18 protein-coding genes are annotated in these 23,812 nt (G+C 62.8%); 9 read left to right on the top strand and 9 right to left on the bottom strand.

Translation table 11 applies throughout. The annotated features are described in order from the left end of the window. Positions 1-120 precede the first annotated feature (120 nt). Together FKL89_RS11910 and FKL89_RS11905 are read left to right on the top strand one after the other, a co-directional pair. Positions 121-1,416 carry a matrixin family metalloprotease gene (locus FKL89_RS11910; protein ID WP_162527499.1) on the top strand — a complete coding sequence of 432 codons (1,296 nt, stop codon included), beginning with the start codon at positions 121-123 and terminating at the stop codon, positions 1,414-1,416. After that, positions 1,383-4,001: a S8 family serine peptidase gene (locus FKL89_RS11905; RefSeq protein WP_156862956.1), complete on the top strand. Its 2,619-nt coding sequence runs from the start codon at positions 1,383-1,385 to the stop codon at positions 3,999-4,001. The genes FKL89_RS11910 and FKL89_RS11905 overlap by 34 nt, the downstream gene beginning before the upstream one ends. Before the next feature lie 208 nt (positions 4,002-4,209). Here FKL89_RS11905 and FKL89_RS11900 read toward each other — a convergent pair whose 3' ends face one another. Beyond that, positions 4,210-4,848: a LysE family translocator gene (locus tag FKL89_RS11900; protein ID WP_156862955.1), complete on the bottom strand. Its 639-nt coding sequence runs from the start codon at positions 4,846-4,848 to the stop codon at positions 4,210-4,212. A gap of 119 nt (positions 4,849-4,967) precedes the next feature. Here FKL89_RS11900 and FKL89_RS11895 point away from each other — a divergent pair, with 119 nt between their 5' ends. Continuing rightward, entirely contained in the window at positions 4,968-5,795 is an 828-nt protein-coding gene (locus tag FKL89_RS11895; protein ID WP_156862954.1) for an alpha/beta fold hydrolase, read from the top strand. Between the two features lie 213 nt (positions 5,796-6,008). On the opposite strand, the gene FKL89_RS11890 is transcribed toward FKL89_RS11895, so the two are convergent. The 4 genes from FKL89_RS11890 to FKL89_RS11875 all read right to left on the bottom strand — a co-directional run bounded on the left by FKL89_RS11890 (position 6,009) and on the right by FKL89_RS11875 (position 10,620). Then, positions 6,009-7,073 carry a purine-nucleoside phosphorylase gene (locus FKL89_RS11890; protein WP_156862953.1) on the bottom strand — a complete coding sequence of 355 codons (1,065 nt, stop codon included), beginning with the start codon at positions 7,071-7,073 and terminating at the stop codon, positions 6,009-6,011. A 73-nt stretch (positions 7,074-7,146) separates the two neighbouring features. Continuing rightward, on the bottom strand, positions 7,147-8,115 hold the full coding sequence (locus FKL89_RS11885) for a Bug family tripartite tricarboxylate transporter substrate binding protein (RefSeq protein WP_156862952.1): 969 nt from the start codon (positions 8,113-8,115) through the stop codon (positions 7,147-7,149). A 39-nt stretch (positions 8,116-8,154) separates the two neighbouring features. Next, positions 8,155-9,540: a phosphomannomutase/phosphoglucomutase gene (locus FKL89_RS11880; RefSeq protein WP_156862951.1), complete on the bottom strand. Its 1,386-nt coding sequence runs from the start codon at positions 9,538-9,540 to the stop codon at positions 8,155-8,157. A gap of 108 nt (positions 9,541-9,648) precedes the next feature. After that, positions 9,649-10,620 carry a YheT family hydrolase gene (locus tag FKL89_RS11875; protein WP_156862950.1) on the bottom strand — a complete coding sequence of 324 codons (972 nt, stop codon included), beginning with the start codon at positions 10,618-10,620 and terminating at the stop codon, positions 9,649-9,651. 83 nt (positions 10,621-10,703) lie between these two features. Here FKL89_RS11875 and FKL89_RS11870 point away from each other — a divergent pair, with 83 nt between their 5' ends. Further along, positions 10,704-11,393, top strand: a complete 690-nt coding sequence (locus FKL89_RS11870; RefSeq protein ID WP_156862949.1) for a LysE family translocator — start codon at positions 10,704-10,706, stop codon at positions 11,391-11,393. Positions 11,394-11,396: 3 nt separating this feature from the next. On the opposite strand, the gene aroG is transcribed toward FKL89_RS11870, so the two are convergent. From aroG to FKL89_RS11855, 3 genes are all read right to left on the bottom strand, one after another. Next, complete coding sequence (aroG, locus tag FKL89_RS11865) at positions 11,397-12,473, bottom strand: 3-deoxy-7-phosphoheptulonate synthase AroG (RefSeq protein WP_156862948.1); 1,077 nt, start codon at positions 12,471-12,473, stop codon at positions 11,397-11,399. A gap of 562 nt (positions 12,474-13,035) precedes the next feature. Then, positions 13,036-16,026 carry a serine/threonine-protein kinase gene (locus FKL89_RS11860; protein WP_156862947.1) on the bottom strand — a complete coding sequence of 997 codons (2,991 nt, stop codon included), beginning with the start codon at positions 16,024-16,026 and terminating at the stop codon, positions 13,036-13,038. Between the two features lie 67 nt (positions 16,027-16,093). After that, on the bottom strand, positions 16,094-16,669 hold the full coding sequence (locus FKL89_RS11855) for an ECF-type sigma factor (protein WP_156862946.1): 576 nt from the start codon (positions 16,667-16,669) through the stop codon (positions 16,094-16,096). 94 nt (positions 16,670-16,763) lie between these two features. Here FKL89_RS11855 and FKL89_RS11850 point away from each other — a divergent pair, with 94 nt between their 5' ends. Further along, positions 16,764-17,996, top strand: a complete 1,233-nt coding sequence (locus FKL89_RS11850; protein WP_156862945.1) for a metal-dependent hydrolase family protein — start codon at positions 16,764-16,766, stop codon at positions 17,994-17,996. Between the two features lie 213 nt (positions 17,997-18,209). Here FKL89_RS11850 and FKL89_RS11845 read toward each other — a convergent pair whose 3' ends face one another. Next, complete coding sequence (locus FKL89_RS11845; protein ID WP_181955193.1) at positions 18,210-19,811, bottom strand: ABC transporter substrate-binding protein; 1,602 nt, start codon at positions 19,809-19,811, stop codon at positions 18,210-18,212. A 162-nt stretch (positions 19,812-19,973) separates the two neighbouring features. Between FKL89_RS11845 and FKL89_RS11840 the strand changes: the two genes are divergently transcribed. From FKL89_RS11840 to FKL89_RS11825, 4 genes are read left to right on the top strand one after another with little or no spacing between them, the layout of a single operon-like run. After that, positions 19,974-21,089: a Re/Si-specific NAD(P)(+) transhydrogenase subunit alpha gene (locus tag FKL89_RS11840; RefSeq protein ID WP_156862944.1), complete on the top strand. Its 1,116-nt coding sequence runs from the start codon at positions 19,974-19,976 to the stop codon at positions 21,087-21,089. After that, complete coding sequence (locus FKL89_RS11835; RefSeq protein WP_156862943.1) at positions 21,086-21,409, top strand: NAD(P) transhydrogenase subunit alpha part 2; 324 nt, start codon at positions 21,086-21,088, stop codon at positions 21,407-21,409. The genes FKL89_RS11840 and FKL89_RS11835 overlap by 4 nt, the downstream gene beginning before the upstream one ends. Then, positions 21,406-22,827 carry an NAD(P)(+) transhydrogenase (Re/Si-specific) subunit beta gene (locus tag FKL89_RS11830; RefSeq protein WP_156862942.1) on the top strand — a complete coding sequence of 474 codons (1,422 nt, stop codon included), beginning with the start codon at positions 21,406-21,408 and terminating at the stop codon, positions 22,825-22,827. The genes FKL89_RS11835 and FKL89_RS11830 overlap by 4 nt, the downstream gene beginning before the upstream one ends. A 19-nt stretch (positions 22,828-22,846) precedes the next feature. Continuing rightward, positions 22,847-23,809, top strand: a complete 963-nt coding sequence (locus FKL89_RS11825; RefSeq protein ID WP_238363339.1) for a DUF4268 domain-containing protein — start codon at positions 22,847-22,849, stop codon at positions 23,807-23,809. Positions 23,810-23,812: the final 3 nt, after the last annotated feature.

Below are 23,812 nucleotides of genomic sequence, written 5' to 3'. Positions count from 1 at the left end.
CCGTGCGTGGCGTTGTCGTGCAGTCTGCTCTGAATCTAAAATATGCTTCCAGCATACAAACATGGGTGCCGGCTGTTGATGCACTGTCTCCGCGCTTCGCTGCTTTTCGCCGCAACCTGCTTGTTACCCGTTTGCGTGCTCGCGAGTACGCAAGCCGTTCGGCTGGACGAGCGCGACGCTACGGTTCGTGGCGAGACATCCGGCGAGGCTGCGCCCAGACCCGCGCAGTTGCGATCAAGGCGATTCGATGCTGCGGATGACGAACCGAAGTTCATTCGTTATACGGAGACCACGGGATGGCCCGGCGGCATCGTGCACTGGCGCTACAACGACAGCGGTCGGCCTGGCAGTATCGTGGCCAGTTCTGCGGCGGCACTGGCGGTGATTCAGACCGCCATGGCAAAGTGGACTGCAGTCTGCAATGTGACCTTCATCTATGACGGGACGTCGACGGCAACTCCCACGCTGGTCAATCCTTCTCCGACTTTTGACGGCGTGAATGTCGTTGGCTGGCAAGCGCAGTCGGCCCCACAAACTGGCGTCGCCGGCATCGGTTGGAGTTTGCCTGAGCCAGGCCCGATCATTGAAGGGGATGTTGCGCTCAACAACACGTACAACCCCGATTTGGCCGTCACCATCGTCCACGAATTGGGACATCTGCTCGGGCTCAAGCACTCTGACGTTTCCAATGTCGTGATGTCAGGGCCGCCGCTAACTTCGTATGTAGCGCAGAGCAATCTGCAGGCAGACGACATCGCGGGCTGCGTGAATATTTATGGCCCGGCGACGGCTTTGCCAACCATCTCCGGCACCATCACCAATGGCGCTGCCGGTGTGGCCGGTGTCAGTTTCTGCGCGCAACCTTCGGCTGGCGTGAGTTGCACCGCGTCAAATGCCTCCGGGGCGTATAGCTGCACGGTGCCCAGCGGATGGACCGGCCGGCTGCATTCACCGATGGTGGGCAGCAACCGGATTCCCGCGCAGTCGTTCGCCAATGTCACTTCCGCCGTCACGCGCAATGTGTCCGCCAGCAGCGGCGTGCCTGGTTGCAACCTTGACGTGGACAACAATGGTCTGTTCGATGCGGCTACGGATGGTGTCGCGATCATGCGGCGCATGTTGGGTTTCGGGCAATCTGCATTTGCGGGCCTCGCGGGCACATGCGCCGCGAATACGACTGCCAGCGCAATCTATGCGGCGACGAACGCAAGCTACAACGCTGCGGGTTACAACGCCACCGGCGGCAGCGCGACGCTGCCCGCGACAGATGGTGCGGTGATCCTGCGCGCCATGCTCGGACTCACCGGTTCTGCGGTGACCAACGGCCTCGGGCTTGCGTCTGAAGGCGGAGCGAGCCGAACTTCATGGACTAACATCCAGTCATGGCTGAACACGACCTGCGGCGCGAATTTCTAGGACTCGGGCAGCGGGTTGGCAGCACGATGGTGTCTGGAGCACCTGGCTCCCGGTCGCCCGTGCGATCAGTTTCAGCGCTGTTGCTCGCGGTCGTGGTGCTGGCAGCAGGGGTTGCTGGCGCGGCGGCGCCGAAGACGGTGAACTCGCCATCCGGCAACAGTGCCAAGGCGACGGATGCGCGGGACGTGCTGGGCCTGATCGTCAAGTTTGAAGCCGACGCTGGTCTCGCGTTGCCGGCCGCAGCGCTGCGTGAAACGCGTCTGGCGCGAATCAGTTCGCTGCTGGCCCCGATTGGGGTGCGGGTGTCGTATGTGCGCACGCTGGCGAGTGGCGCCGAACTGTTGCGCTTCGACCAGCCGATGGGGTTGGGTGACGCCGAGGCGATGGCGGCGACAGTGTCGCGTCTGGAAGGGGTGCGCTATGCAGCGCCGAATCGCACCATTCGGCCGCAGGCGGTGCCTACCGATCCGGATTTTCCGTCGCAATGGGGCTTTCAGTACGTGCCGGGATCGGCAGAGGGCGCCAACTTTGTGTCGGCGTGGGACATCACCCGCGGCGCGGCCAGTCAAACAATCGGCGTGATCGATGCCGGTATCTCGGGCAGCAACGAGGAGATTGTGGGACAGTTGCGGCGGGATCCGCTGTTCCCGAACGGTGGCTATGACTTTTATTCGACACCCGAAACGCCAGGAGATGGCGACGGCCGTGACGATGACCCCGAGCAGCTGCCCAGTACGTGCGGGCACGGGACGCACGTGGCAGGCACCATCGGTGCACGGACAGCGTTCGCCGGTCTCGGTGTTGGGATTGCGGGCGGTGCACCTGACAGCAAGCTTCTTATTGCTCGTGCGCTCAGCTACAGCGGCACCGATGCCGATGCGATTGACGCGATGCACTGGATGGCCGGCGATACGGTGCCCGGTGTCGCGGTCAATCCCAATATTCCGGTCGCCGTCAATATGAGCTTCGGTGCATCCGGCGGCTCCTGCGGACCTGCCTATCAGGAGGCGGTCGATGCCTTGCGTGCGGCTGCGGTGGTGCCGGTGGCTGCGGCCGGTAACACCAATCAGGATGTTGCGATTTTCGCGCCGGCCAACTGCCGAGGCGTTGTCGCGGTCGCGGCGGCCGATACCCTGGGTGCAAAAGCGTCATTCAGCAATTACGGCGCTGGCGTGGTGATCACGGCACCTGGCGTCGATATTCTTTCTACAGGCGGTGCGGGCAGCACCAATGTCTCCTGCTTCAAGAGCGGCACATCGATGGCCGCGCCGCACGTCACTGCAGCGGTTGGCCTGATGCGCGCGCTGATGCCCGCGCTCAACGTCAATCAGGTGGCACTGGCGCTGAAGTCCGCCGCGCGTCCCTTCCCGGTGGGCAGCACCTGTACCACCAGCATCTGCGGTGCCGGCCTGCTGGATGCCCGGCGCTCGCTGGATGCCTTGACTGGCAGCGTCGTCCGCATCGGCTGGAACGAGCCCGCAGTGACGCTGCGCGAGAACGACGGCAACCTGGTGGTGACGGTGAGTCGCATTGGCAACCCGTCGCAGGCGGTCACCGTCGGCGTGGTCGCCGACCCCGGAACGGCGCTCGCGGGCGTGGATTACGGCACGCCAAGTTCAACCACGCTCACCTGGGCGGCCAACGACGTCAGTGACCGTACGGTGACGGTGCCCATCATCGCCCGCAGCGGCGAGCAGGGCACACGCGCCTTCGCGCTGCGCCTCTACACGATCTCCGGTGGAACGCAAATCGTGGCGCCGGCGTCGATCAACGTAACGATCAACGAGGTCGATTGCAACTCGGTCACGCCGATTCTGTTTGGCGAGACCAAGAGCGGCAGCCTCGACGTTGACCATCCGGAAAACTATTGCCACGGCGGCGTGCGCGGCCCGGCGTTCAACACCGTGCGCTACAGTTTTGCAGGCAACGCGGGTGACGTCGTGTCAATCGACATGACCAGCACCACCGCAGCGCCCAATGTGCTCGACACCTATGTCTATCTGCTCGGGCCCGACAAGCGCGTGCTGGCCGAGAACGACGACATCGTATCGACCGTGAACCGCAATTCGCGGATCGTGCAGCACCAGCTCACCCAGACCGGCACCCACTACATCGATGCCACCACCTACGGCAGCTCTGCCGATGCCACCGGCAGTTTCAATCTGCGGCTGTACCACTGCGGCGGCTACGTCGCCGGCAGCACGTGCAGCGTCGATATCGACGGCGACGGTCTGGTCGACAGCACTGACTCGCTGCTGGCGGTGCGCCGTCTTGCTGGCATGACAGGCTCGGCCCTGGTGGTGGGCCAGTCGTTCCGGGCGTGCGCCAGCCGCACGACCGGTGGCGCCATCGCAAGCTTCATCGACACCCAAAATACCCCCTCCGGGCCGCCGTTGGCGTTCGACATTGATGGCGACGGGCAAGTGCTGGCCAGCACCGACGGCCTGTTGCTTGTGCGTGCCTTGCTTGGCTTGACCGGTGACGCTGTCATCACCGGCGCGCTGGGGCCGGCCGCGACGCGCAACACCTGGCCGCTGATCCGCACTTATCTGAATGGGCAGTGTGGTCTGGCGCTGTTGCCGTGACCTGAGGAAACGCTGAACAAATCCCACGTGCGCATTGCATCGTCGGACTTGGGCTCACCGCTCATCCCAATCCGCCGCGCGCTGCATCACCCGGACTTATTCAGCGTTTCCCCAAATCGCTGTGCCCGCGAGCTGCGGCGCGTTCCGGGCTCGACTTTTGACGAAATGTGGCACTGAGCCCAATCCGATTGGGGCTTTCGCCAAAAAGCTATTGCCGCCGGTCGAGCAGCAGGACGGCGGCGCCTGAGGCCACGAACAGTCCGGCGCTGCCACGGTTGACGCCGCGCAGCCAGGCTGGGTGGGTGGCCAGCCAGCGGTTCACGCTGCCAGCCGCGGCGCCGAGTGCACTGTAGGCAATGATGGTCAGCACGGAGAAGATCGCGCCGAGCAGCAGCATTTGTATGAGCGGGCTCGAAGCGCCCTCACCTGCCCGCACGAACTGCGGCACGAAAGCCAGCACGAACAGGGCAACCTTCGGGTTGAGCAGATTGCTCAGCACGCCACGCATGAAGATCACCCGGAGTGGTGCCGGCTTCGCGGTCACCAGCGCGGTGCCGACGGCGGCGCTGCGCCACTGCTGGATGCCGAGATAGATCAGGTAGGCACCACCGACCAGCTTCATCACCCAGAACGCCGTCTGGCTGGCGGTTAGCAACGCACTGACGCCGAACGCGGCCAGCAGCGAATGGCCCATGATGCCAACGCCCGCGCCACAGGCGTGCGCGCAGCCGGCGGTCCGCCCCTGAGTGAGCCCGCGCGAGAGCGAAAGCAGCATGTCGGGCCCGGGAATCGCGATGATGATGGCGACCGCCGGCAGATAGAGGAGGGTTTGGTCGAGGCTCAGCATCACGGCAGTCTAGCGCGGTGGCAGCAGCCAGCTCGCCACCGTGACTGCCTAAGAAAAACCCCAATCCGGGCAGAGATCGGCATACACTGCCACGACAGGCATCCGCTGCGGGGACGAGTATGGCAACTGTCCAGCTTTCCGATGGGATGACGGCTTATGAGCTTGCCGGGCCGGAGGCTGGCCCGCTGGTGTTGCTGGTTCACGGCGGCACCATCCCGATGTGGACGTGGGACTGCCAGATGGCGGCGCTGCACGGCGCCGGCTTCCGCACCCTGCGCTACGACATGTACGGCAAGGGCCATTCAGCGGCACCGGCGGTGCAATATGACCGCGCGCTGTTCCGGCGGCAGTTGCAGGAACTGCTAGAAGCCCTTGCGGTGCCGCTGCCACTGCATCTGGCGGGGTTCTCTTTCGGCGGCGCCGTGGCAGCCGGCTATTGCGTGGCGTTCCCAAAGCAGGTGGCGTCGCTGGCGCTGATCGCGCCGGTGTTGCGCTTTGAGGAGGGGCACCCGATGCTGCGCACCGCGCGGCTGCCGGTGGCGGGCCAGCTCTTCGTGCAGTATGTGGTGCTGAAGAAAGCGGCCGAGCGGGCCGCGCGTCTGTGGGCGGGGGCGCCGGACGCCGACCGCTACGGACGACTGTTTCAGGAGCAGTTGTTGCAGCCTGGATTTGATCGCGCTTTTGCGTCATTTCTGCGTAGCGACGCGCTGGATGATTACTCCGAGACCTATCGTCAGGCCGGAAAGGTAATGCGCAACACCTTGCTGGTCTGGGGCGACCACGACACCGATATCCGGCGATCACACATCGTGCGCGTGCGCGACTGGCTGCCGCAGGCCGACTACCACGAGCTGGCCGGCGCCGGGCACGGGGCGATGTTTCAGGCGGCTGATCGGGTCAACGAGATTCTGGTGCGGCACCTGCAAATGGCATCGCGCCAGGCCTGAGCCGTCACTCCCTCTGGAGCCATTCAGCTTTTTACCGAGAGCCTCATTTGCATTGGGCTATCAGCGGGTTATTGATGCTTGTCGACTTCCGCCTATTTGCGGCGGTAGGCCCAACGAAATGGTCGTTTCACCGAAAAGATGTATGCCAATCACCGGTCTGGCTTCGTCGCTGCCTGGCAGGCGGCCGGCTCAGCCGGGGCTACCGGCTGATCGTCATGGTTGCGGCACGCCGTTCTGCCATGCCGACCAATGGCTGACGATGTCATTGATCAGCAGGCTGCCGACGCGGAACAGATTCTCGGTGGCCGGACCAAAGCCGCCGGAGCCGCCGTTGGTTGAAGCCATCAGTGACGCATACGCTGACTGTCCGGGGTAGGGGCGGTCGAAGTTCGACGCCGTGCGCAGCACCGCCAGACGTTTGATATCCACCTTGCCCGCCGCCGCAGCGCGAGCCAGCGCGTTGTACGTTGCGTTGTCCTCCTGCTGCGTGGTGCAGTAGGTGCCGCGACCATCGGTCAGCAGTTTGGTCCAGTCGCGGGCGTGCTGGCCGAGGCGATGGCCGTGCCACCAGGTGTCGCCGCCCAGTGTGTCGCACTGCTTCACCGTTGGCGGCTTATTCGCGGGCGCCTTGCGATAGTGGGCGCGGTAACGCTTCGCCTTGTCGCTGTCGGCCAGCGTGACACCTTGCGACAGGGCCAGCGCCTTTTGCAGCAGCGCCTCATCAAGCTGCGCGACCTCGGTGTGATATTCGAACTTCGGCTTCTCGCCGGGGCCTTTGGTCATGATGCCGAGGTAACCGCGCTGCCAGCCCTTCGGCATCTCGCGGGCGTCGATCTCATGCGCAATGCCAACGTCCACCAGATAGCGCGCCCAGGTCGCTGTGCCAGTGGTGCCCTGCGCTGGGTCAATACCGGCGATGCCGGCGACCAGAAAGTACGTTTGCCGCAGATCGAAGCGCGGGTCCAGCGTCAGCGCCATCACTGAAGCCGCGACGTTGGCGTGACCCATGCCGGCAATCATCAGGCAGACATCATCGGCATTGCAGCGAATCGCATTTGACTCGGGCAACAGCCCCGGCACCGGGATCTCCTGCTCCAGCTTCAGCGGTGCAATCCACGGCTTTGCCTCCGGTGGGAACATGCTGATGATGACCGCTTTCAGCGGGCGCGGTGGCGTCTGCTGTCCGAACGCTGTGGTCGCTGAGCATGCGACCGTTAGCGAGACAAGCAGGCGGCAGATGGTTCGAACGGGCAGGCAACGCAGGGCGGCGACGGGCATAAGCGACTTTCAACCAGTAAAAGAGAAAGGCCCGAAACCGGGCCTTTCTGCATGCACAAAGCGATCCAGAGGATCAGAGTTCCAGCGAAATCTTCTTGGCGTCGACCACGCGCTTCCACTTGGCGACCTCGCGCTTGACCTGGTCGCTGAACTGCTCCGGCGTGTTGCCGATGACAAAGGCGCCGTTTTCTTCAAGCTTCTTGACGGTGTCCGGATCTTTCAAGGCCTGTATCGAGGCCTCGTAGATTTTCTTGACGATGTCTTTCGGCATGTTGGCCGGGCCGACCAGACCGAACCAGGTGTCGGCCTCGTAGCTCTTCAAACCCAGCTCGGCGAAGGTCGGCACATTGGGCAGCTGCGGGATGCGCTTCGGGAACGCCAGTCCGATCGGGATGAAGTTGCCCGCCTTGATTTGCGCCAGCGAGGAGGACAGGTTGTCCCACATGATTGGCACGTTGCCGGCGAGCACGTCGGTCACGGCCGGGCCAGCGCCCTTGTAGGCGATGTGCTGGGCATCGGTGCCGGTCTCGACCAGGAACAGCTCCATCGCGAGGTGGCCTACGCCGCCCGCGCCTGAGCTCGCGTAGCTGAACTTGCCTGGATTGGCTTTCAGGGCCGCGACGAATGACTTGTAGTCCTGATGCGGGAAGTTCTTATTGACGATGATGATGCCCGGCACCGACGCGAGGTTGGTGATGTGGGTGAACTGGGTCATCGGGTCAAGCTTGTTGTTCTTGTAGGCAACGATGTTGGTGCCCATCGTCGACACCGAACCCATGCCGATGGTGTAACCGTCGGCCGGCGACTTGGCGATTTCCGCGGCACCGATCGAGCCACCGGCGCCCGCCTTGTTCTCGACGATCACCGGTTGCCCGAGCAGCGGGGACAACTTGGCGGCCATGATGCGGCCGACGATATCGGTGCTGCCGCCAGGGGCGAACGGAATCACCAGGCGGATTGGCTTGCTGGGATAGGCCTGTGCAAAGGTGACGCTGGCTGCGAGAGCTGCGGCGACCGCAGCGGCGGTTTTGATGAGACGCATAACGTAAGTTCCTCCGAAAAACTGGCCGAAAGTGTACGGCTAAAACGGCAACACGATTTCGGGGTTGACCCGCGCAAACTGGGCGCGGAAGTCATCCTGGATGCGAGCGAGCGCTGCCGGCGTGTCTGCCTCAAAACGGAGCACGATGACTGGCGTGGTGTTGGACGGCCGTGCCAGCCCGAAGCCGTCGGCGTACTCGACGCGCAGGCCGTCAATGGTGGCGATGCGGGTGGCGGTGGTGAACTCTGCTTTCGCCTTGAGCTGTTCCATCAGTGTGAAGTGCTCACCTTCGGCACACTTCAGGTTCAGTTCGGGCGTCGAGGGCGCGTTCGGCAAGTCTTCGAGCACCCTGCTCGGGTTGGCTGACTTTGAGACGATTTCGAGCAGCCGGGCGCCGCAGTAGATGGCGTCGTCGAAGCCGTACCAACGCTCCTTGAAGAAGATGTGGCCGCTCATCTCGCCAGCCAGCGGGGCGCCAGTCTCCTTGAGTTTCGCCTTGACCAGCGAATGCCCGGTCTTCCACATCATCGGCTCGCCGCCATGGTCGCGGATGTACTTGTCGAGCAGTCGTGTGCATTTGACGTCGTAAATGATGGTGGCACCCGGATTGCGCGAGAGCACGTCGCCGGCGAACAGCATCATCTGACGGTCGGGGAAAATGATGTCGCCGTTCTTGGTCACGATGCCGAGGCGGTCACCGTCGCCATCAAAGGCCAGACCGAGCTCGACGTCGGTCTCGCGCACCACCTTGATGAGGTCTTCAAGGTTCTCCGGCTTCGACGGATCGGGGTGATGGTTCGGGAAGTTGCCGTCGATGTCGCAGAACATCTCGACGACTTCGCAGCCCATCGCGCGGAAGATTTTCGGAGCGAGTTCACCTGCTGCGCCATTGCCGCAGTCCACCGCGATCTTCATCGGGCGCGCGAGCTTGGCATCGCCGACGATGCGGTCGATATAGGCCTGCTTGATATCGGCAGCGCTTTGCTTGCCGCTGCCGGACTTGACGTCGCCCGACTCGGCGCGCGTCTTGATCGACTGGATGGTGTCGCCCCAGATCGCCTCGCCGGCAACGACCATCTTGATGCCGTTGTAGTCGGGCGGGTTGTGGCTGCCCGTCACGCTGACGCAGGAGCCGGTGCCGAGATGATGGCCCGCGAAGTACGACACCGGCGTCGGCACGAGCCCCAGATCAATGGCGTCACAGCCGGTGGAGGTGATGCCGTCACGTAGCGCCTGCGAGAGCGCGGGCCCAGACAGGCGGCCATCGCGTCCGACTGCAATTGCACTCGCGCCGCGCTCGAGCGAGAGCGTGCCGAGCGACTGGCCAACGGCATAGGCGATGTCAGGCGTCAGCGTTTTGCCAACGATGCCGCGGATGTCGTAGGCCTTGAAGATTTCGGGGGGGAGGGCGGGGCGGGTGGTCATGCCAGAGATTGTAGGGTGGGCAACTGCTTGCCCGCGCGTCGCTGCACGACCGATTCTGTGTGCATCTTTGTGGCCTTGGCAGACCGCGTGGGCAACGAGTTGTCCGTTCTACGGCAGATTCGACATGAAGAATTCGCAGAGCCGTTTCGGCAGCCAGTCCAGACGCCCCGGGAATGGCCCCGTGACGAACCCGACGTGACCACCGTCCGTCGGTTGTTCCAGCACCACGTTGTCCGGTACTTCCCATTCGTTGGGGAACAGTGACGCAGGAACGAACGGATCGTTCATTGCGTTGAGCAGCAGGAAAGGTAGTCTGATGTTTGGGATGAAACCGCGGGACGAAGCGCGGTGGTAGTAGTCCCATGCGCTCGAATAACCGTGTGTCGGCGCCGTATAGTGCTCATCGAACTGCGAAAAGCTCTTTGGTTTGGCGAGGAACCCCTTTTCGCGCAGATGCGGATGCTGCTCCATGCGCTTGGCGTAGCTCTCACCCATCGCCCGCATGAAGTAGGTGTTGAACACCCAGTTGTGGGTGTGCAGAATGGCCTCCGCCGAGATGCCAAGGTCGAGCGGGTTCGATACCGATGCTGCCGCCGCGATGACATCCTTGGCCATCTCACCCTGTTCACCGCACCACTTGGTCAGCGCATTGCCGCCGAGCGAAACACCAACAGCAAAAATCGTGCGCTCAGGAAAGCGCTTGCGCATCTCGTGGAGGACGATGTCACAGTGTTCGCTGTCGCCGGAGTGATACGAGCGGGGCAGGCGATTGGGCTCGCCCGAGCAACCGCGGAAGTGCGCGACCATGCCGGTCCAGCCGCGCGAATTGGCCTCGGCCATGGTGTTGCGGCAGTATTGCGAATCGCTGGAGCCCTCCAGTCCGTGAAAGAAGACAAGAAGCGGTTGCGCGGCGTCAGTTGCGTCAGCCCAGTCGAGGTCAACAAAGTCGCCATCGTCGAGCTCCAGCCGCTCCCGGCGATATGCAACGCGGGCGCGGGGCAGGTACTGCGCGTAGATGCTTTGCAGATGGCCGGTGGGTAGCCACCAGGGGCGCTGGTAAGTTGACTCGATGCGGGGCATGCAGCGAGTTTATGGCAGCCGCCGCAGTGGTGGTGACGCGCTGGCCAGACGGCTGCCCAGCGCGTCGATGTATGCTGCGGCTCATGGATACCAGCCTCGTCAGTCTTTTGCCCCCGTGGTCCACGCTCAGCGTGTTTATCGGCGCCAGCTTCCTGCTCGCCGTGATCCCGGGCCCCGTGGTGCTTTATGTCGTCGCGCGCAGCCTCTCGCAGGGCCGGCGCGCCGGGCTGATGTCGGTCGCCGGCGCTTCCACCGGTTCGCTGGTCAACGGCATCGCGGCGGGTGTTGGCCTGGCGGCCCTGTTCTCGGCCTCAGCGCTGATCTACTCGGTGTTCAAGTACGTCGGCGCCGCGTATTTGATCTATCTTGGGGTGAAGACGCTGCGGGCGACCAGTGACGACAAGGCAGGCGCAGCGGTGGACGCCGCGCTGCGCGCCGGGAAGGCCGAGTCAGTGCCGCTGTGGCCCTTGTTTCGCGATGGCTTCATCGTGGCGCTGTTCAATCCGAAGACGATCATCTTCTTCTCGGCTTTCCTGCCGCAATTCATGACCGAGCATGGCGCGGGCGGTGCCGCAGCTACGCAGGCAGTGGTGCTGAGTGCGCTGTTTGTGCTGATCGCCTCGGCGAGTGACGCCGTGTACGCCATTGCGGCCGGCAGCATTGCGCCGTGGCTTGCCCGGCATCGCGGTGCCGGCAAGACCGGTCGCACCATTGCCGGATGCTCCTTTATCGGTCTGGGCCTGTTTGCGGCGCTGTCCGGCCGCAAGACCTAGGCGCTACTCCGGCTGCGCCAGTCGGCGCTTCTGCACGTCGGCCGCGAGCTGGCGCAGCACGCCTTCGGTCTGCGCCCAGTCGATGCAGGCGTCGGTGATGGAGACGCCGTAGGCCAGCTCTTTACCCGGTGTCAGGTCCTGGCGGCCTGGATTGAGGTGCGATTCGATCATGACGCCGAAGATGCGCTCGTCGCCCGCGGCCATCTGGCGGCCGACATCGGCCGAGACCTCGATCTGCTTGTCGTGCTGCTTGCTGGAATTGGCGTGCGAGAAGTCGATCATGATGCGTTGCGGCAGACCCGCCTTGCCGAGCTCGGCGCCCGAAGCTTCGACGCTCGCGGCGTCGTAGTTGGGCGCCTTGCCGCCGCGCAGGATCACGTGGCAGTCCTCGTTGCCGTTGGTCGACACGATGGCGCTGTGGCCGCCTTTGGTGACCGACAGGAAGAAGTGCGGCGCTGCGGCGGCCTTGATGGCGTCAACCGCGATCTTGATGTTGCCATCGGTGCCGTTCTTGAAACCCATCGGGCAGCTCATGCCGCTGGCGAGCTGGCGGTGCACCTGGCTCTCGGTGGTGCGGGCGCCGATCGCGCCCCAGGAGATGAGGTCGGCGTAATACTGTGGCGTCAGCGTGTCGAGGAACTCGGTCGCCGCCGGCACGCCCATCTCGTTGATGTCGAGCAGCAGCTCGCGGCACAGGCGCAGGCCCTCGTTGATCTTGAAGCTGCCATCGAGATGCGGATCGTTGATCAGGCCTTTCCAGCCCACCGTCGTACGCGGCTTCTCGAAGTAGACGCGCATGACGACGATCAGGTCGTGTTTCAGCTCGTCGCGCAACGCCTTGAGGCGTTTGGCGTATTCCAGCGCTGCCTTCTTGTCGTGAATCGAACAGGGGCCAACGATCACCACCAGGCGGTCATCGGCGCCGTGCAATACCTTGTGAATTTCGCGGCGGGTGTCAAACACCAGTTGCTCGACCGTCTCGTTGACCTTGAACTCACGCAGCAGATGTGAGGGCGGGGCGAGCTCGAAGATGTCCTTGATGCGGACGTCATCGATTTGGCGATTGAGCGAAGCAGGCATGATCATTCCTTGTTGCGATGCAGCGATTTTATCGCAAGCAACAAAATTGCTGTACATGCCAAATTAACCAATTTTCAAGCAAAATAATTGCGCAATATGTTGGATTTAGTCGGATAAATCTAGCTTATGCCGGCGAAACGGCTCATTGGCTTTTCTGCGGAAGTTCCATTCAGTGAGGGCTACAGTTGTTTTATTGCCTAAAGTCGATATTTAACAAAAATAGCCCGTATGCCCTATCCAGTGGGAATTTTGCTAAAAAGCTGTCATCCGAAACGGGCAAAAAAAGAGCTCATCCGGGGATGAGCTCCAGATTTCGCACGCAGGCAGGGAGGAGCTGCCTGACGCACACGGCGCCGCGCGGAGCGCGGCAACGCTGACCGATGCGCTGCAAGCATCGGGGTTGGCAACAGCTCCGGGGAGAGTGTCACCTGAGCCAGCGGCAGTCGAGGTTGCGCAACTGGCTCATGGTGACAGACGCAGCGTCAAGGGAAATTGCGACGTCACCGGCCAACTTTTTTGGTGATGCTGTGCGACCGCAGCTACCGCGACGAAGTGGTGACCGCTACGGCAGCACGAAAAATCCGCTCAGCACCTTCGGCATGGTGGCGGCCGTTCGCCCGAAGTGGGGGGCCAGCTCGTCACGATAGCGTGCGGCGTCTCGTGAATCGAAGCCCGCCTGAGCGGCCGCGTTGACGTAATTCCACTGCGCAAACACGCGGTGTGTCGGCGGCAGACCCTCCGGGATCGCCGCCCGCGCCTGCGCGAGCGAGGCTTGTGCCAATGGGCGATCGGCAGGTTTGCCGCGCAGCGCCAGTACGTAGGCGTGATCGATCAGTACAAAGGCGTGGCGCAGCGAAACCCGCTCGCCCTTTTTCTCGTAATCCTGCAGGCGACGCTCGATCTGGCCGATGGCGGCGTCGTACTGGCCACGCATGCGCGCGATGCTGGCCAATGCGGTTTCGGTGCGGGTGGCGTTGGCCGGTGCCTTGTCACGCCCTTTCTCGCGGGCGCTGGCGGACAGTGCTTCTGCCTTGTCCGGCTGCTCGAGCGCGATAGCCACCATCGCCGCCCGCAGCAGCAGCTGACGCAGACGGGGTGAATCAGGAGAAACCTGCGTCAATATCTGCCCGGTCAGCGCGTCCAGCTTGTCCAGCAGCTCCGGTGCCGGACTCATGTTGAAGCGGGCCCGAATCTCGACCAGATCGAGCTGGTTGCGCAGTTGGTTGGACGAGTCGCTGTCGCCATGCGCCGTTGCCCGCTCCAGCAGGCGTTCGAAGGTCTTCAGCGCCTCGGCGCCGAGCCCGGCCTGCACGTAATAGAGCCCGAGATCGTTGAGCAGCTCGTCGATGCGCTCGCTGCGCTCGCCAGCCAGGCGCTGCCAGCGGCCGATCAGCTCGAGGATGGTCTGCTCCACGCCGCGCGGGTCGCCGAGCACGTTCTGCACGGTGATCAGGTTGCCCTGATGATTAAGCGCCGTCTTCAGGTCGTTTGCCGGCGGGCTGGCGTAAAGCTGCGCGTTCCTGCGCAGCAGGTTGAGGGCATCCTGCCAGCGACCGGCGCGCGTGTAGGCCGCGGCCAGGTCGCCCTCGGCGTCGGCGATGCGCCAGGCACGGTTGGGCAGCGGTTCGGTAGTGGTCTGGTATTCGCGGATGACGGCGCGGAAATGCCCTTCTGCCTCGTCGATGCGGTAGACGCCCGCCAGAATGTTGGCATAGCGGAGCTGGATTTCGATCAGCTCGGGTGACTTGGCCGGCAGCAATCTGGCAGCCCGATCCATGACCGGCTGCATCACGCTCACCGCCTCGGTGTAGTCGTCCGACCAGTACAGCACCCAGGCCAGCAGCCCGCGCGCACGCAGGGTGTTGAGCGAGTTCTCCCCGTACAACTCGGTAGACAGCGCCAGGGCGCGCCGCGCCAGCGGCAGGGCGTCGTTGTCGCGCGACAGCGAGCGATAGATACCGGCGAACAGCCGTGCGAGGCGCTCTTCGGTGACCGGTTCATCGCGGAAGCGCAGCTTGCTGTCACGAGCCGCTTCGTCGAGCAGATCAAGGGCGGACGGCCATTTGCCGCCATGGAGATCAGGATCTGCGCGGCCGAGCAGTTCGACAAGATAGTCGGCCGTCTTGTTGGCGCGTGTCGCCTCTGCACGGGCACGCTGATACTGCCAGAGCGAGAGCGCGAGACCGGCGCCAAGCGCCACAAACAGGGTTGCTGTGAGACTGACGGGAAGCCAGTTGCGGCGCAGCCAGAGTCGCGTGCGGTAGCTGCGGTCCTCACGCCGCGCGGCGATCGGGCGCCGTTCCATCCAGCGGCGCAGATCGGCGACGAAGGCTTCCATCGACGGGTAGCGGTCAGCAGGATCAATGCGCATGGCGCGGGCGACGATGGCGTCGATGTCACCTCCCAGCCGCGCCGGATCGGACGGCGGCGGGATGTTGTCGCGGGCAGTGACGTGGTGCGTGCTGGCGGCCGCATGCGAGACGCGGTCGGGCGTGGTGTGCAGTACCGCGTGTTCCAGCGCTGCGCGGCCATGCTTCTCGGGCAAGTGCGCGCGGCGGCCCGCGAGCAGGTGATAGGCCAGCGCGCCGAGCGAATAGATGTCGCTGGCGACTCCAGTCGCGTCCCCGGTGATCTGCTCCGGCGCGGCGTACTCGACGGTGAGACCGCGACCGCCGATGCGCGTCGCCTCGGACGAAGTGGCTTCATCATGATCGGCGTCATCGAGCAACCCGGCGACGCCAAAGTCGAGCAGCTTGACGTGGCCGCCCGGTGTCACCAGCACGTTCGATGGTTTGAGATCGCGGTGCACCACCAGTTGCGAGTGGGCATAGGAGACCGCCTCACCGATTTCGCGGATCAGCTCGATGCGTGCCTGGACCGTCGGTGCCTGTTCGGCCACGTAGTTGAGCAACGGTTTGCCATCGACATATTCGAGCACCAGGAAGGGCTGCCCGAACAATCGCCCGGCGTCGATGAGCCGTGCGATGCCGGGGTGATTCAGCCTTGCCAGCAACGCCCGCTCTTGCGCGAATCGGGCCTCGAAGCGCTCGGCATCGCCATCGGTGCGCAGGAACTTGACGGCGGCCTTGGCCTGATAGAGCCCGTCGGCGCGGGTGGCAAGCCATACCTCGCCCATGCCACCGACGCCGATGACCTCCTGCAGTCTCCACGCGCCACACAGCTCGCCGGAGCTGCGGGTGTTCTCGCTACGGGCGCGCTCGGCGCGCAGCGCGCGCTGCAGCAGGCCGTCAAAGCCGCGTTCCCCGCCGTCTCCCATCACCGCGCCGAGCACGGTGGAGAGTTCGGTGGTCAGGCCAGGCGGGCGCGGCGGCTTGTCGCGGACAAAATCTGTCGCCAGCGTCTGCGCGTGGGCGCGGCCGAGTAGCCGCCGCACCTCGTTGGCTACCCGCGGATCGCGGTCGGACAGCGAGCGCATGAACCCCGGTCGCGTCAGGTCGTCGCATTCGAGGGCTTCGTCGAAAGCAGCGTTGACGGCTTTCCAGAAAGCTGCGTCGAATTCGTTGTCAGACGGAGGAGGGGCCGCGTCGCTCATGGTGTCTTACAAAGACGCGGCTGCGGAAAAAACTGCGTCAGGTGCCTGCCGCCGCCCTGTGGCAGACTCAAATGCGCTCGCCGGAAACGTCCAGCCACTCGGCGAGCATCGCACGCGCCTTGGTGATCTCCCGGTTGACCGTACGGGTCGAGATGCCACGCGATTCGGCGGTCTCCTCGATGGTCATGCCGCAAAAGAAATGCAACTCCGCAGTGTGGTACATGCCTTCATCGACGGCCTTTAGCCGCTCGAGCGCCTGATCAAGTGCCACTACATCCACGGCGGGCAGCCAGCCATCGGGTGCCGAATCGGCGTGCGACAGCGTCATCAGTGTGGCGCCGCCGCCGCGCTTTTCGGCGTCACGGGCGCGCACGAAGTCGATCACGATCGAGCGCAGCACCTTGCCAACATAGGCGAAGAACTGCACCCGCGTTTCGCCCTGCAATCCCTTGCGCTCGGCCATGCGCATGAAACCTTCATGCACCAGTGCGGTAGCGTTGAGACCGGTGACGCCACCTGCCTGGGCGAGACGCGCACGTGCCACCCGCTTGATTTCGGGATACAGTTCTGCATAGAGCGTGCTCATCGCGGCGGAATCGCCACCGGCGGCACGCTGAAACAGATCGGGAGGGGCGTCTGGCATGATTTCCTCGCAGAAGCCGTCTTTTTACCTTTTTGGCCGCGTTCTAGTCAGCAATTGATGATTGCTGGCAGCGGGCCGCTGTGCAGGATGTGACATGTCGCGACAAATTCTTACCAATCTCCGGCTGTTCGATAGCCTCGCGGGCGTGCTGCGTCCGGTCGCTGCGGTGGTGGTGGCTGATGGCCGCGTTGAGGCGGTGATCCAGCCCGGTGGTCCCGTGCCGGTCGGGGAGGTGGTTGACCTCGGCGGCCGTGTCGTGCTGCCGGGGCTCATCGATTGCCACGTGCACGTGATGGCGGTTCACCACGACGTCTGGCAGCTCTCGATGCAGCCACCAACCTACATCACCGCGCAGGCGACGCATGTGCTGGAGGGGATGCTGCTGCGTGGCTTTACCACCGTGCGCGACGCGGCTGGCGCAGACTACGGAGTGCAGCTCGCCATCGAGCGCGGCTTCCTGCGCGGACCGCGCTTGTTCATCGCTGGCGCACCACTGTCACAAACCGGCGGGCATGCCGACATCCGGCCGCGTGGCGTCAAGGAATTCATCTGCACCTGCGCCGGTGTCGGGCTATTCCCGGCGCTGGCCGACGGTGTGCCGGAGGTGCGGCGCGCGGTGCGCGAGCAGCTTCGCCACGGTGCCAACCAGATCAAGATCATGGCGGGCGGTGGTGTGGCCAGCCCGACCGATCCGATTGACGGCACCCAGTATTCTTTGGAGGAGCTGACCGCGATCTGCGAGGAAACTACTGCTGCGAATACCTACGCGATGGCGCATGCCTACTCGCCGCGCTCTATCACCCGCGCGGTGCAGTGCGGCGTGCGCACCATCGAGCACGGCAACCTGCTCGACGAAGCCTCGGCGAAAGTGATGAAGCAGCACGGCGCGTTTCTGGTGCCGACGCTGGCAACCTACGCCGTGCTTGGCGACGAGGGCAAACGTTTGGCTTGGAGCGACGAAATGCTCGCCAAACTGGACCGCGTGAAAGATGCGGGAACGCAGGCCATTGCAATTGCCAAGGCCGCCGGCGTGCCCATCGGTTTTGGCACCGATCTGCTCGGCAGCATGCATCCGCAGCAGGCGCGCGAGTGGCGCCTTCGGGCGAGCGTGCAGACCCCGGTGGAGCAACTGCAAAGCGCCACTAGCGTGGCGGCAACCGTGCTCAATCAGGAAGGCAAACTCGGTGTCATCGCACCTGGTGCGTACGCGGACTTGATCGTAGTGGATGGCGACCCGACGCAGGACATCACCGTGATGTGCGAACCCGAGAGAAATTTTGTCGGCATCATGAAGGCCGGGAAATGGGAGAAGGTCGTTGCCTGCTGACTGGTGTGTAGTGCGATCAGCAGCTTTTCTCGCCAACCCGCAGATGAACTGGGCTTTTCGGCGGATTTTTATAATTATCGACTTCTGATATTTTTTGCCGTGATGCCTTATGTAGGCTGAGTTTGAGCGACAAGCTGATGTTCGGGGAACTCATTCTGCACATGTAAAAACAGGCGCCGAAGCGCCTGTTTTTGTTTGGGCCGATTGCCCGGATCAGGACCCGCCGCCCGAGACCTTGGCGAAGCGCGCTTCCGGACGGTCGTCCGAGCGGTGCAGCGTGGTGACTTCTTTCTTCATCGCCCACGGACGGATTTGGTGGTGCAGTGTCACGTAGTAGCTCTCTTCCTTGGTGCGCTCGAGCGCACGGCGGATCAGGGCGTTACGCTTGGTCACGTCCGGCTCGGTCTTCAACTGGTCGATGATGGCGTCGAGGCGCGTATCGTTGATGCGGCCCAGGTTGAAGTTGCCGTCGGCACCGGTGGTCTTGGTGCGCACCAGTGATTGCAGCGAGTACAGCGCGTCATAGGTGGCCACACCCCAGCCCAGCATGTAGACGCTGGTGTCGAAGTTCTGGATCTTGGCGATGTAGGGCGCGAAGTTCATCGAGTTCAGCTTCGGTTTGAGGCCGATCTTCGCCCACATTGCGACCACCGCCTGACAGACCTTTTCGTCGTTGACGTAGCGGTTGTTGGGGCAGTCCAGCGTCAGCTCAAAGCCATTCGGATAGCCCGCTTCGGCCAGCAGCTTCTTCGCCTTCTCGACGTTGAATTCCGCCTTGTCGATATCGTTGCTGTGGCCGTTGACGCCCGGCGCGACGATGATGGCCGCCGGCACCGAGAGGCCGCGCATGATCGACTTCTTGATCGCTTCGCGGTCCACCGCCAGCGACAGTGCCTCACGCACACGCTTGTCCTTGAACGGGTTCTTGCCCTTGACGTTGGTGTACTTCGCCTCATCGCTCCATTGATCCATGCCGAGGAAAATGGTGCGAACCTCGATACCTTCCAGAACTTTCAGCTTCGGGTCCTTCTTCAGGCGCTCGACGTCCTGCGGCGGGACTTCCGACGACATGTCGATGTCACCGGCGATCAGTGCCGAGATGCGAGTGGCGTCGGCCTTGATCGGAAGGTAGGTGTAGGCGGTGACGTTACCGTCCTTCTTGCCCCACCAGTTGGGGTTCTCGACCATCTCGATGCGCTGCTCTGGCGCCCAGGCCTTCCACATGTACGGGCCGGTGCCCATCGCGTTGCGCGAGGCGTAGGTTTCTTCCTTCGCCTTGTAATCCTGGATATTGGTGACCTTGTTCTTCTCGCTCCACGATTTGCTCATGATGCGGAAGTCGATGATGTTGCGCAGCAGGATCGGGTTCGGCGCCGGCATGATGAAGTCAACCGTGTAGTCGTCGACTTTCTTCACTTCGCCGATGCCGGCAATGTAGATCTGCATCGTGCCCTGCGGCTGTTTGATGCGGTTGAAGCTGAACACCACGTCGTCGGCGGTGAACGGCGTGCCATCATGGAATTTCACGCCCTTGCGCAGTTCGAAACGCACCTGCGTCGGCGAGATGTAGGTCCACTTGGTGGCCAGCGCTGGCTCCACCTCGAACTTGGCGTTGTAGCGAGTCAACCCCTCATACACGTGCATCAGAATCGCGTTGGTGGTGGCGTGGTTCTGGGAATGCGGGTCGGCAGTCAGGATGTCGTTCTGGGCAGCGTTCTTGAGCGTTGCGGCACCAGCAGTGAAGACGGCGGCGGACAGGGCGAAGCCCATTGCAGCGGCTACGCCACGCAGCGCCAGACGGTTGATTGTGGGCATGAAAAGTACCTCCGGAAACCTAATCCTCAAATTTAACTGCAACAGCAAAAAAGGCGCGGCGAATGCTCGATTATTCGATCAAGGGTTAACCCGTCTGAAGCGCTGCGCAACGCGCGGGAAAGCGGCTACACTGCTTTGGTCAAACAAAAGGGGAGGTGCCCGATGAGAATCGGCATCATCAAGGAGACGACGGCTGGCGAGACGCGAGTTGCGGCGACGCCCGAGACCGTCAAGAAACTGGTCGCCATTCCAGGCTTTTCAGTCACTATCGAGTCCGGCGCGGGCGCTGCGTCAAGCCTGCTGGATGAGGCCTATGCTGCGGCCGGCGCTACGGTCAGTGCCAGCGCTGCAGAAGTGCTCGCTGCCAGCGATATTGTGCTCAAGGTGCGCGCGCCCGGCGCTGAAGAGCTGGCTGCGATGAGAAGTGGCACCCATCTTGTGGGCATGCTGAACCCGTTCAATGCCGACGGCATCGCCGCGATCAAGGGCAAAGGCGTCAACGGCTTTTCGCTGGAGCGGGCGCCACGCACCACACGCGCGCAAAGCCTTGACGTGCTGTCGTCGCAGGCCAACATCGCCGGTTACAAGGCTGTGATTCTGGCGGCGAACCACTACCCGAAGTTTTTCCCGATGCTGATGACAGCGGCGGGCACGGTGAAAGCTGCCCGCGTGGTTATTCTCGGGGTTGGCGTGGCCGGGCTGCAGGCGATTGCCACCGCCAAGCGTCTCGGCGCGGTGATTGAAGCCTCTGACGTGCGTCCGGCAGTGAAAGAGCAGGTGGAGTCGCTCGGGGCGAAATTCATCGACGTCCCTTACGAAACCGACGAGGAGCGCGAAACGGCGCAAGGCGTTGGCGGTTATGCGAAACCGATGCCCGAGAGCTGGATGGCACGGCAACGTGCCGAGGTCGCCAAGCGGGTCGCGGCGGCCGATTGCGTGATCACGACTGCGCTGATTCCTGGACGTCCGGCCCCCGTGCTGGTGACTGAAGAAATGGTCAAGGCGATGAAGCCGGGCTCGGTGATCGTCGATCTTGCGGCCGAGCAGGGCGGTAATTGCCCGCTGACCGAGAAGGATAAAGTGGTCGTCAAGCATGGCGTGACGCTGGTCGGGCATACCAACCTGGCGGCACTGCTGCCGCAGGACGCCAGTGCGCTCTATGCCCGCAACGTGCTGGACTTCCTGAAACTGCTGGTGGATTTCAAGACCGGTGAATTCAAGATCAACATGGACGACGACATCGTCGCAGCCACACTGGTGACGGGAGATAAAAAGTGAGCGGCGTCGAACACATTGTCATCAACCTGATCATCTTTGTGCTGGCGATTTACGTCGGCTATCACGTCGTCTGGACGGTGACACCAGCGCTGCACACACCGCTGATGGCGGTGACCAATGCGATCTCGGCGATCATCATCGTGGGGGCCATGCTGGCCGCTGCGCTGACCGAGACCACGCTCGGCAAGACCATGGGCGTGCTGGCGGTGGCGCTGGCTGCCGTGAATATCTTTGGTGGCTTTCTGGTGACCAAACGCATGCTTGAAATGTTCAAGAAGAAAGAGAAAAAAGCTGAAGCGAAGCCGGAGGTTGCCAAATGAGCATGAACGTCGTTGTTCTTCTCTACCTTGTCGCCTCGGTCTTTTTCATTCAGGCACTCAAGGGGCTCTCGCACCCCACCACGTCCATCACGGGCAACCGTTTTGGCATGGTGGGCATGGCCATCGCGATGGTGACGACCGCAGCGTTGATATTCAAGCTGGCAGGCGAGTCGGCCCTTGGCCTCAGCTATGTGCTTGGCGGGCTGGTGGTTGGCGGTGGCATTGGCGCCGTGATGGCCAAGCGCGTCGAGATGACCAAAATGCCCGAGCTGGTTGCTTTCATGCACAGCATGATCGGTCTGGCGGCGGTGTGTATCGCCGTGGCTGCCGTGGTCGAGCCTTACGCCTTCGGTATCACGCAAAAGGGCGGCGCGATTCCCGGCGGTAATCGCATCGAACTGGCGCTCGGTGCCTTCATCGGTGCTATCACGTTTTCCGGCTCCGTCATCGCCTTTGGCAAGCTCTCGGGCAAGTACAAATTCCGCCTGTTTCAGGGAGCACCTGTCACTTTCAAAGGGCAACACGCGCTGAACGCCGTGCTCGGATTGGCGACGCTGTTCTTCATCTTTGGCTTCTGGCATTCAGAGTCATTCACCGACTTCACGATCATCTGCGCGCTCGGCTTCCTGCTCGGCGTGCTCATCATCATTCCGATCGGCGGCGCTGACATGCCGGTGGTGGTGTCGATGCTGAACAGCTACTCCGGCTGGGCGGCGGCGGGCATCGGTTTTTCGCTGAACAACCCGATGCTGATCATCGCCGGTTCGCTGGTCGGTTCGTCCGGTGCGATCCTGTCCTACATCATGTGCAAGGCGATGAACCGTTCGTTCATCAGCGTCATCCTCGGCGGCTTCGGTGGCGAGGGCGGCGCCGCGACGGGCAGCAAGGAGCAGCGCCCGGTCAAGAGCGGCAGTGCGGACGATGCGGCCTTCATGCTGTCGAACGCTGACAGCGTGGTGATCGTGCCGGGGTATGGCCTCGCGGTCGCCCGCGCGCAGCACGCCGTGAAGGAACTTGCGCAAAAGCTGATCGCCAAGGGGGTCGACGTCAAGTACGCGATTCATCCAGTGGCGGGCCGCATGCCGGGGCACATGAATGTGTTGCTGGCCGAGGCCGAAGTGCCGTATGACCAGGTGCACGAAATGGAGGACATCAACTCCGAGTTCGCGCAAACCGACGTGGTGCTGGTGCTCGGTGCCAACGACGTGGTGAACCCGCTTGCCCTGCAGAAAGGCAGCCCGATCTACGGCATGCCGATTCTTGAGGCCTACAAGGCGCGCACCGTTATCGTCAACAAGCGCTCGATGGCAGCAGGTTACGCCGGGCTCGACAACGAACTCTTCTACATGGACAAGACCATGATGGTGTTCGGCGATGCCAAAGGCGTGGTTGAGGCGATGTTGAAAGCGGTCGAATAGCGTGGCGTTGTCTCGGCCGTTGGCCAAGCTTGAAAGGGTTGACGATCTTCGCACCATCTGGTCGTCCGAACCGGCTGACTTCACGCCCTGGCTCGCAGAGGAGGATAGCCTGTCGATTCTTTCGGAGGCGCTAGGGCTGGATTTGGAGTTGGTGGCTCAGGAACAGGGTGTCGGCCCGTATCGCGCTGATATTTTGTGTAGGGACCTTGCCACCGGCACGAATGTCCTGATCGAAAATCAGCTTGAGTCGACCGATCACCCACATTTGGGACAAATCCTGACCTATGCCGCAGGCCTGGATGCCCGAACGATTATCTGGATCGCCAAGCGTTCGACTGAAGAGCATCGTGCTGCCGTGGACTGGCTGAACGAAGTCACGGTAGACGGTTTCAGCTTTTTCTTGCTGGAGATTGAACTCTGGAAGTTCGTTGGTTCTGACAATGTTGCACCGAAGTTCAACATTGTGAGTAAGCCGAACGACTGGCGCCGAAGCGTTGCTGAGCGTGCGCGGAGTAGTGAATTGACGGAGACTCAGTCACTGTACCTTGAGTACTGGACGGCGTTGCGCGACTACATCAAGCGATGTGGGGGCGCTGTGACACCACAGAAACCAGCGCCCCAGCACTGGGTAAACTGCGCTCTGGGGCGCTCGGGAATCAACATGGACGTTTTTGCGTCCAGGGAGAAGCGCTGGATTGGCGTCGAAATTGTTGTCGTCCAACCTCCAGGTTTCGCACCGAAGGAGGCGTTCAACGCCTTGCTGGCGCAACGAGAATCGATCCAACAAGAGACAGGCTTTCCACTGGATTGGCGCGAACTGCCGGATAGCAAGATGTCGCGGATCGTCACAATCTGGAACGATGTCAACATGGATGATCGAGCGGAATGGCCGATTCAGTTTGATTGGATTTCGCGCCGACTTGACACGATGCGACGCGTATTCGCACCGCGCGTCAAGTCGTTGAAACCTTCTGCAGCCTGACCT

The organism is Casimicrobium huifangae (assembly GCF_009746125.1).
In the GTDB taxonomy this organism is placed as follows: Bacteria; Pseudomonadota; Gammaproteobacteria; order Burkholderiales; family Casimicrobiaceae; genus Casimicrobium; species Casimicrobium huifangae.
Note: the sequence above shows the minus strand (reverse complement) of the source record. Positions and strands in the feature narration are given on the sequence as shown.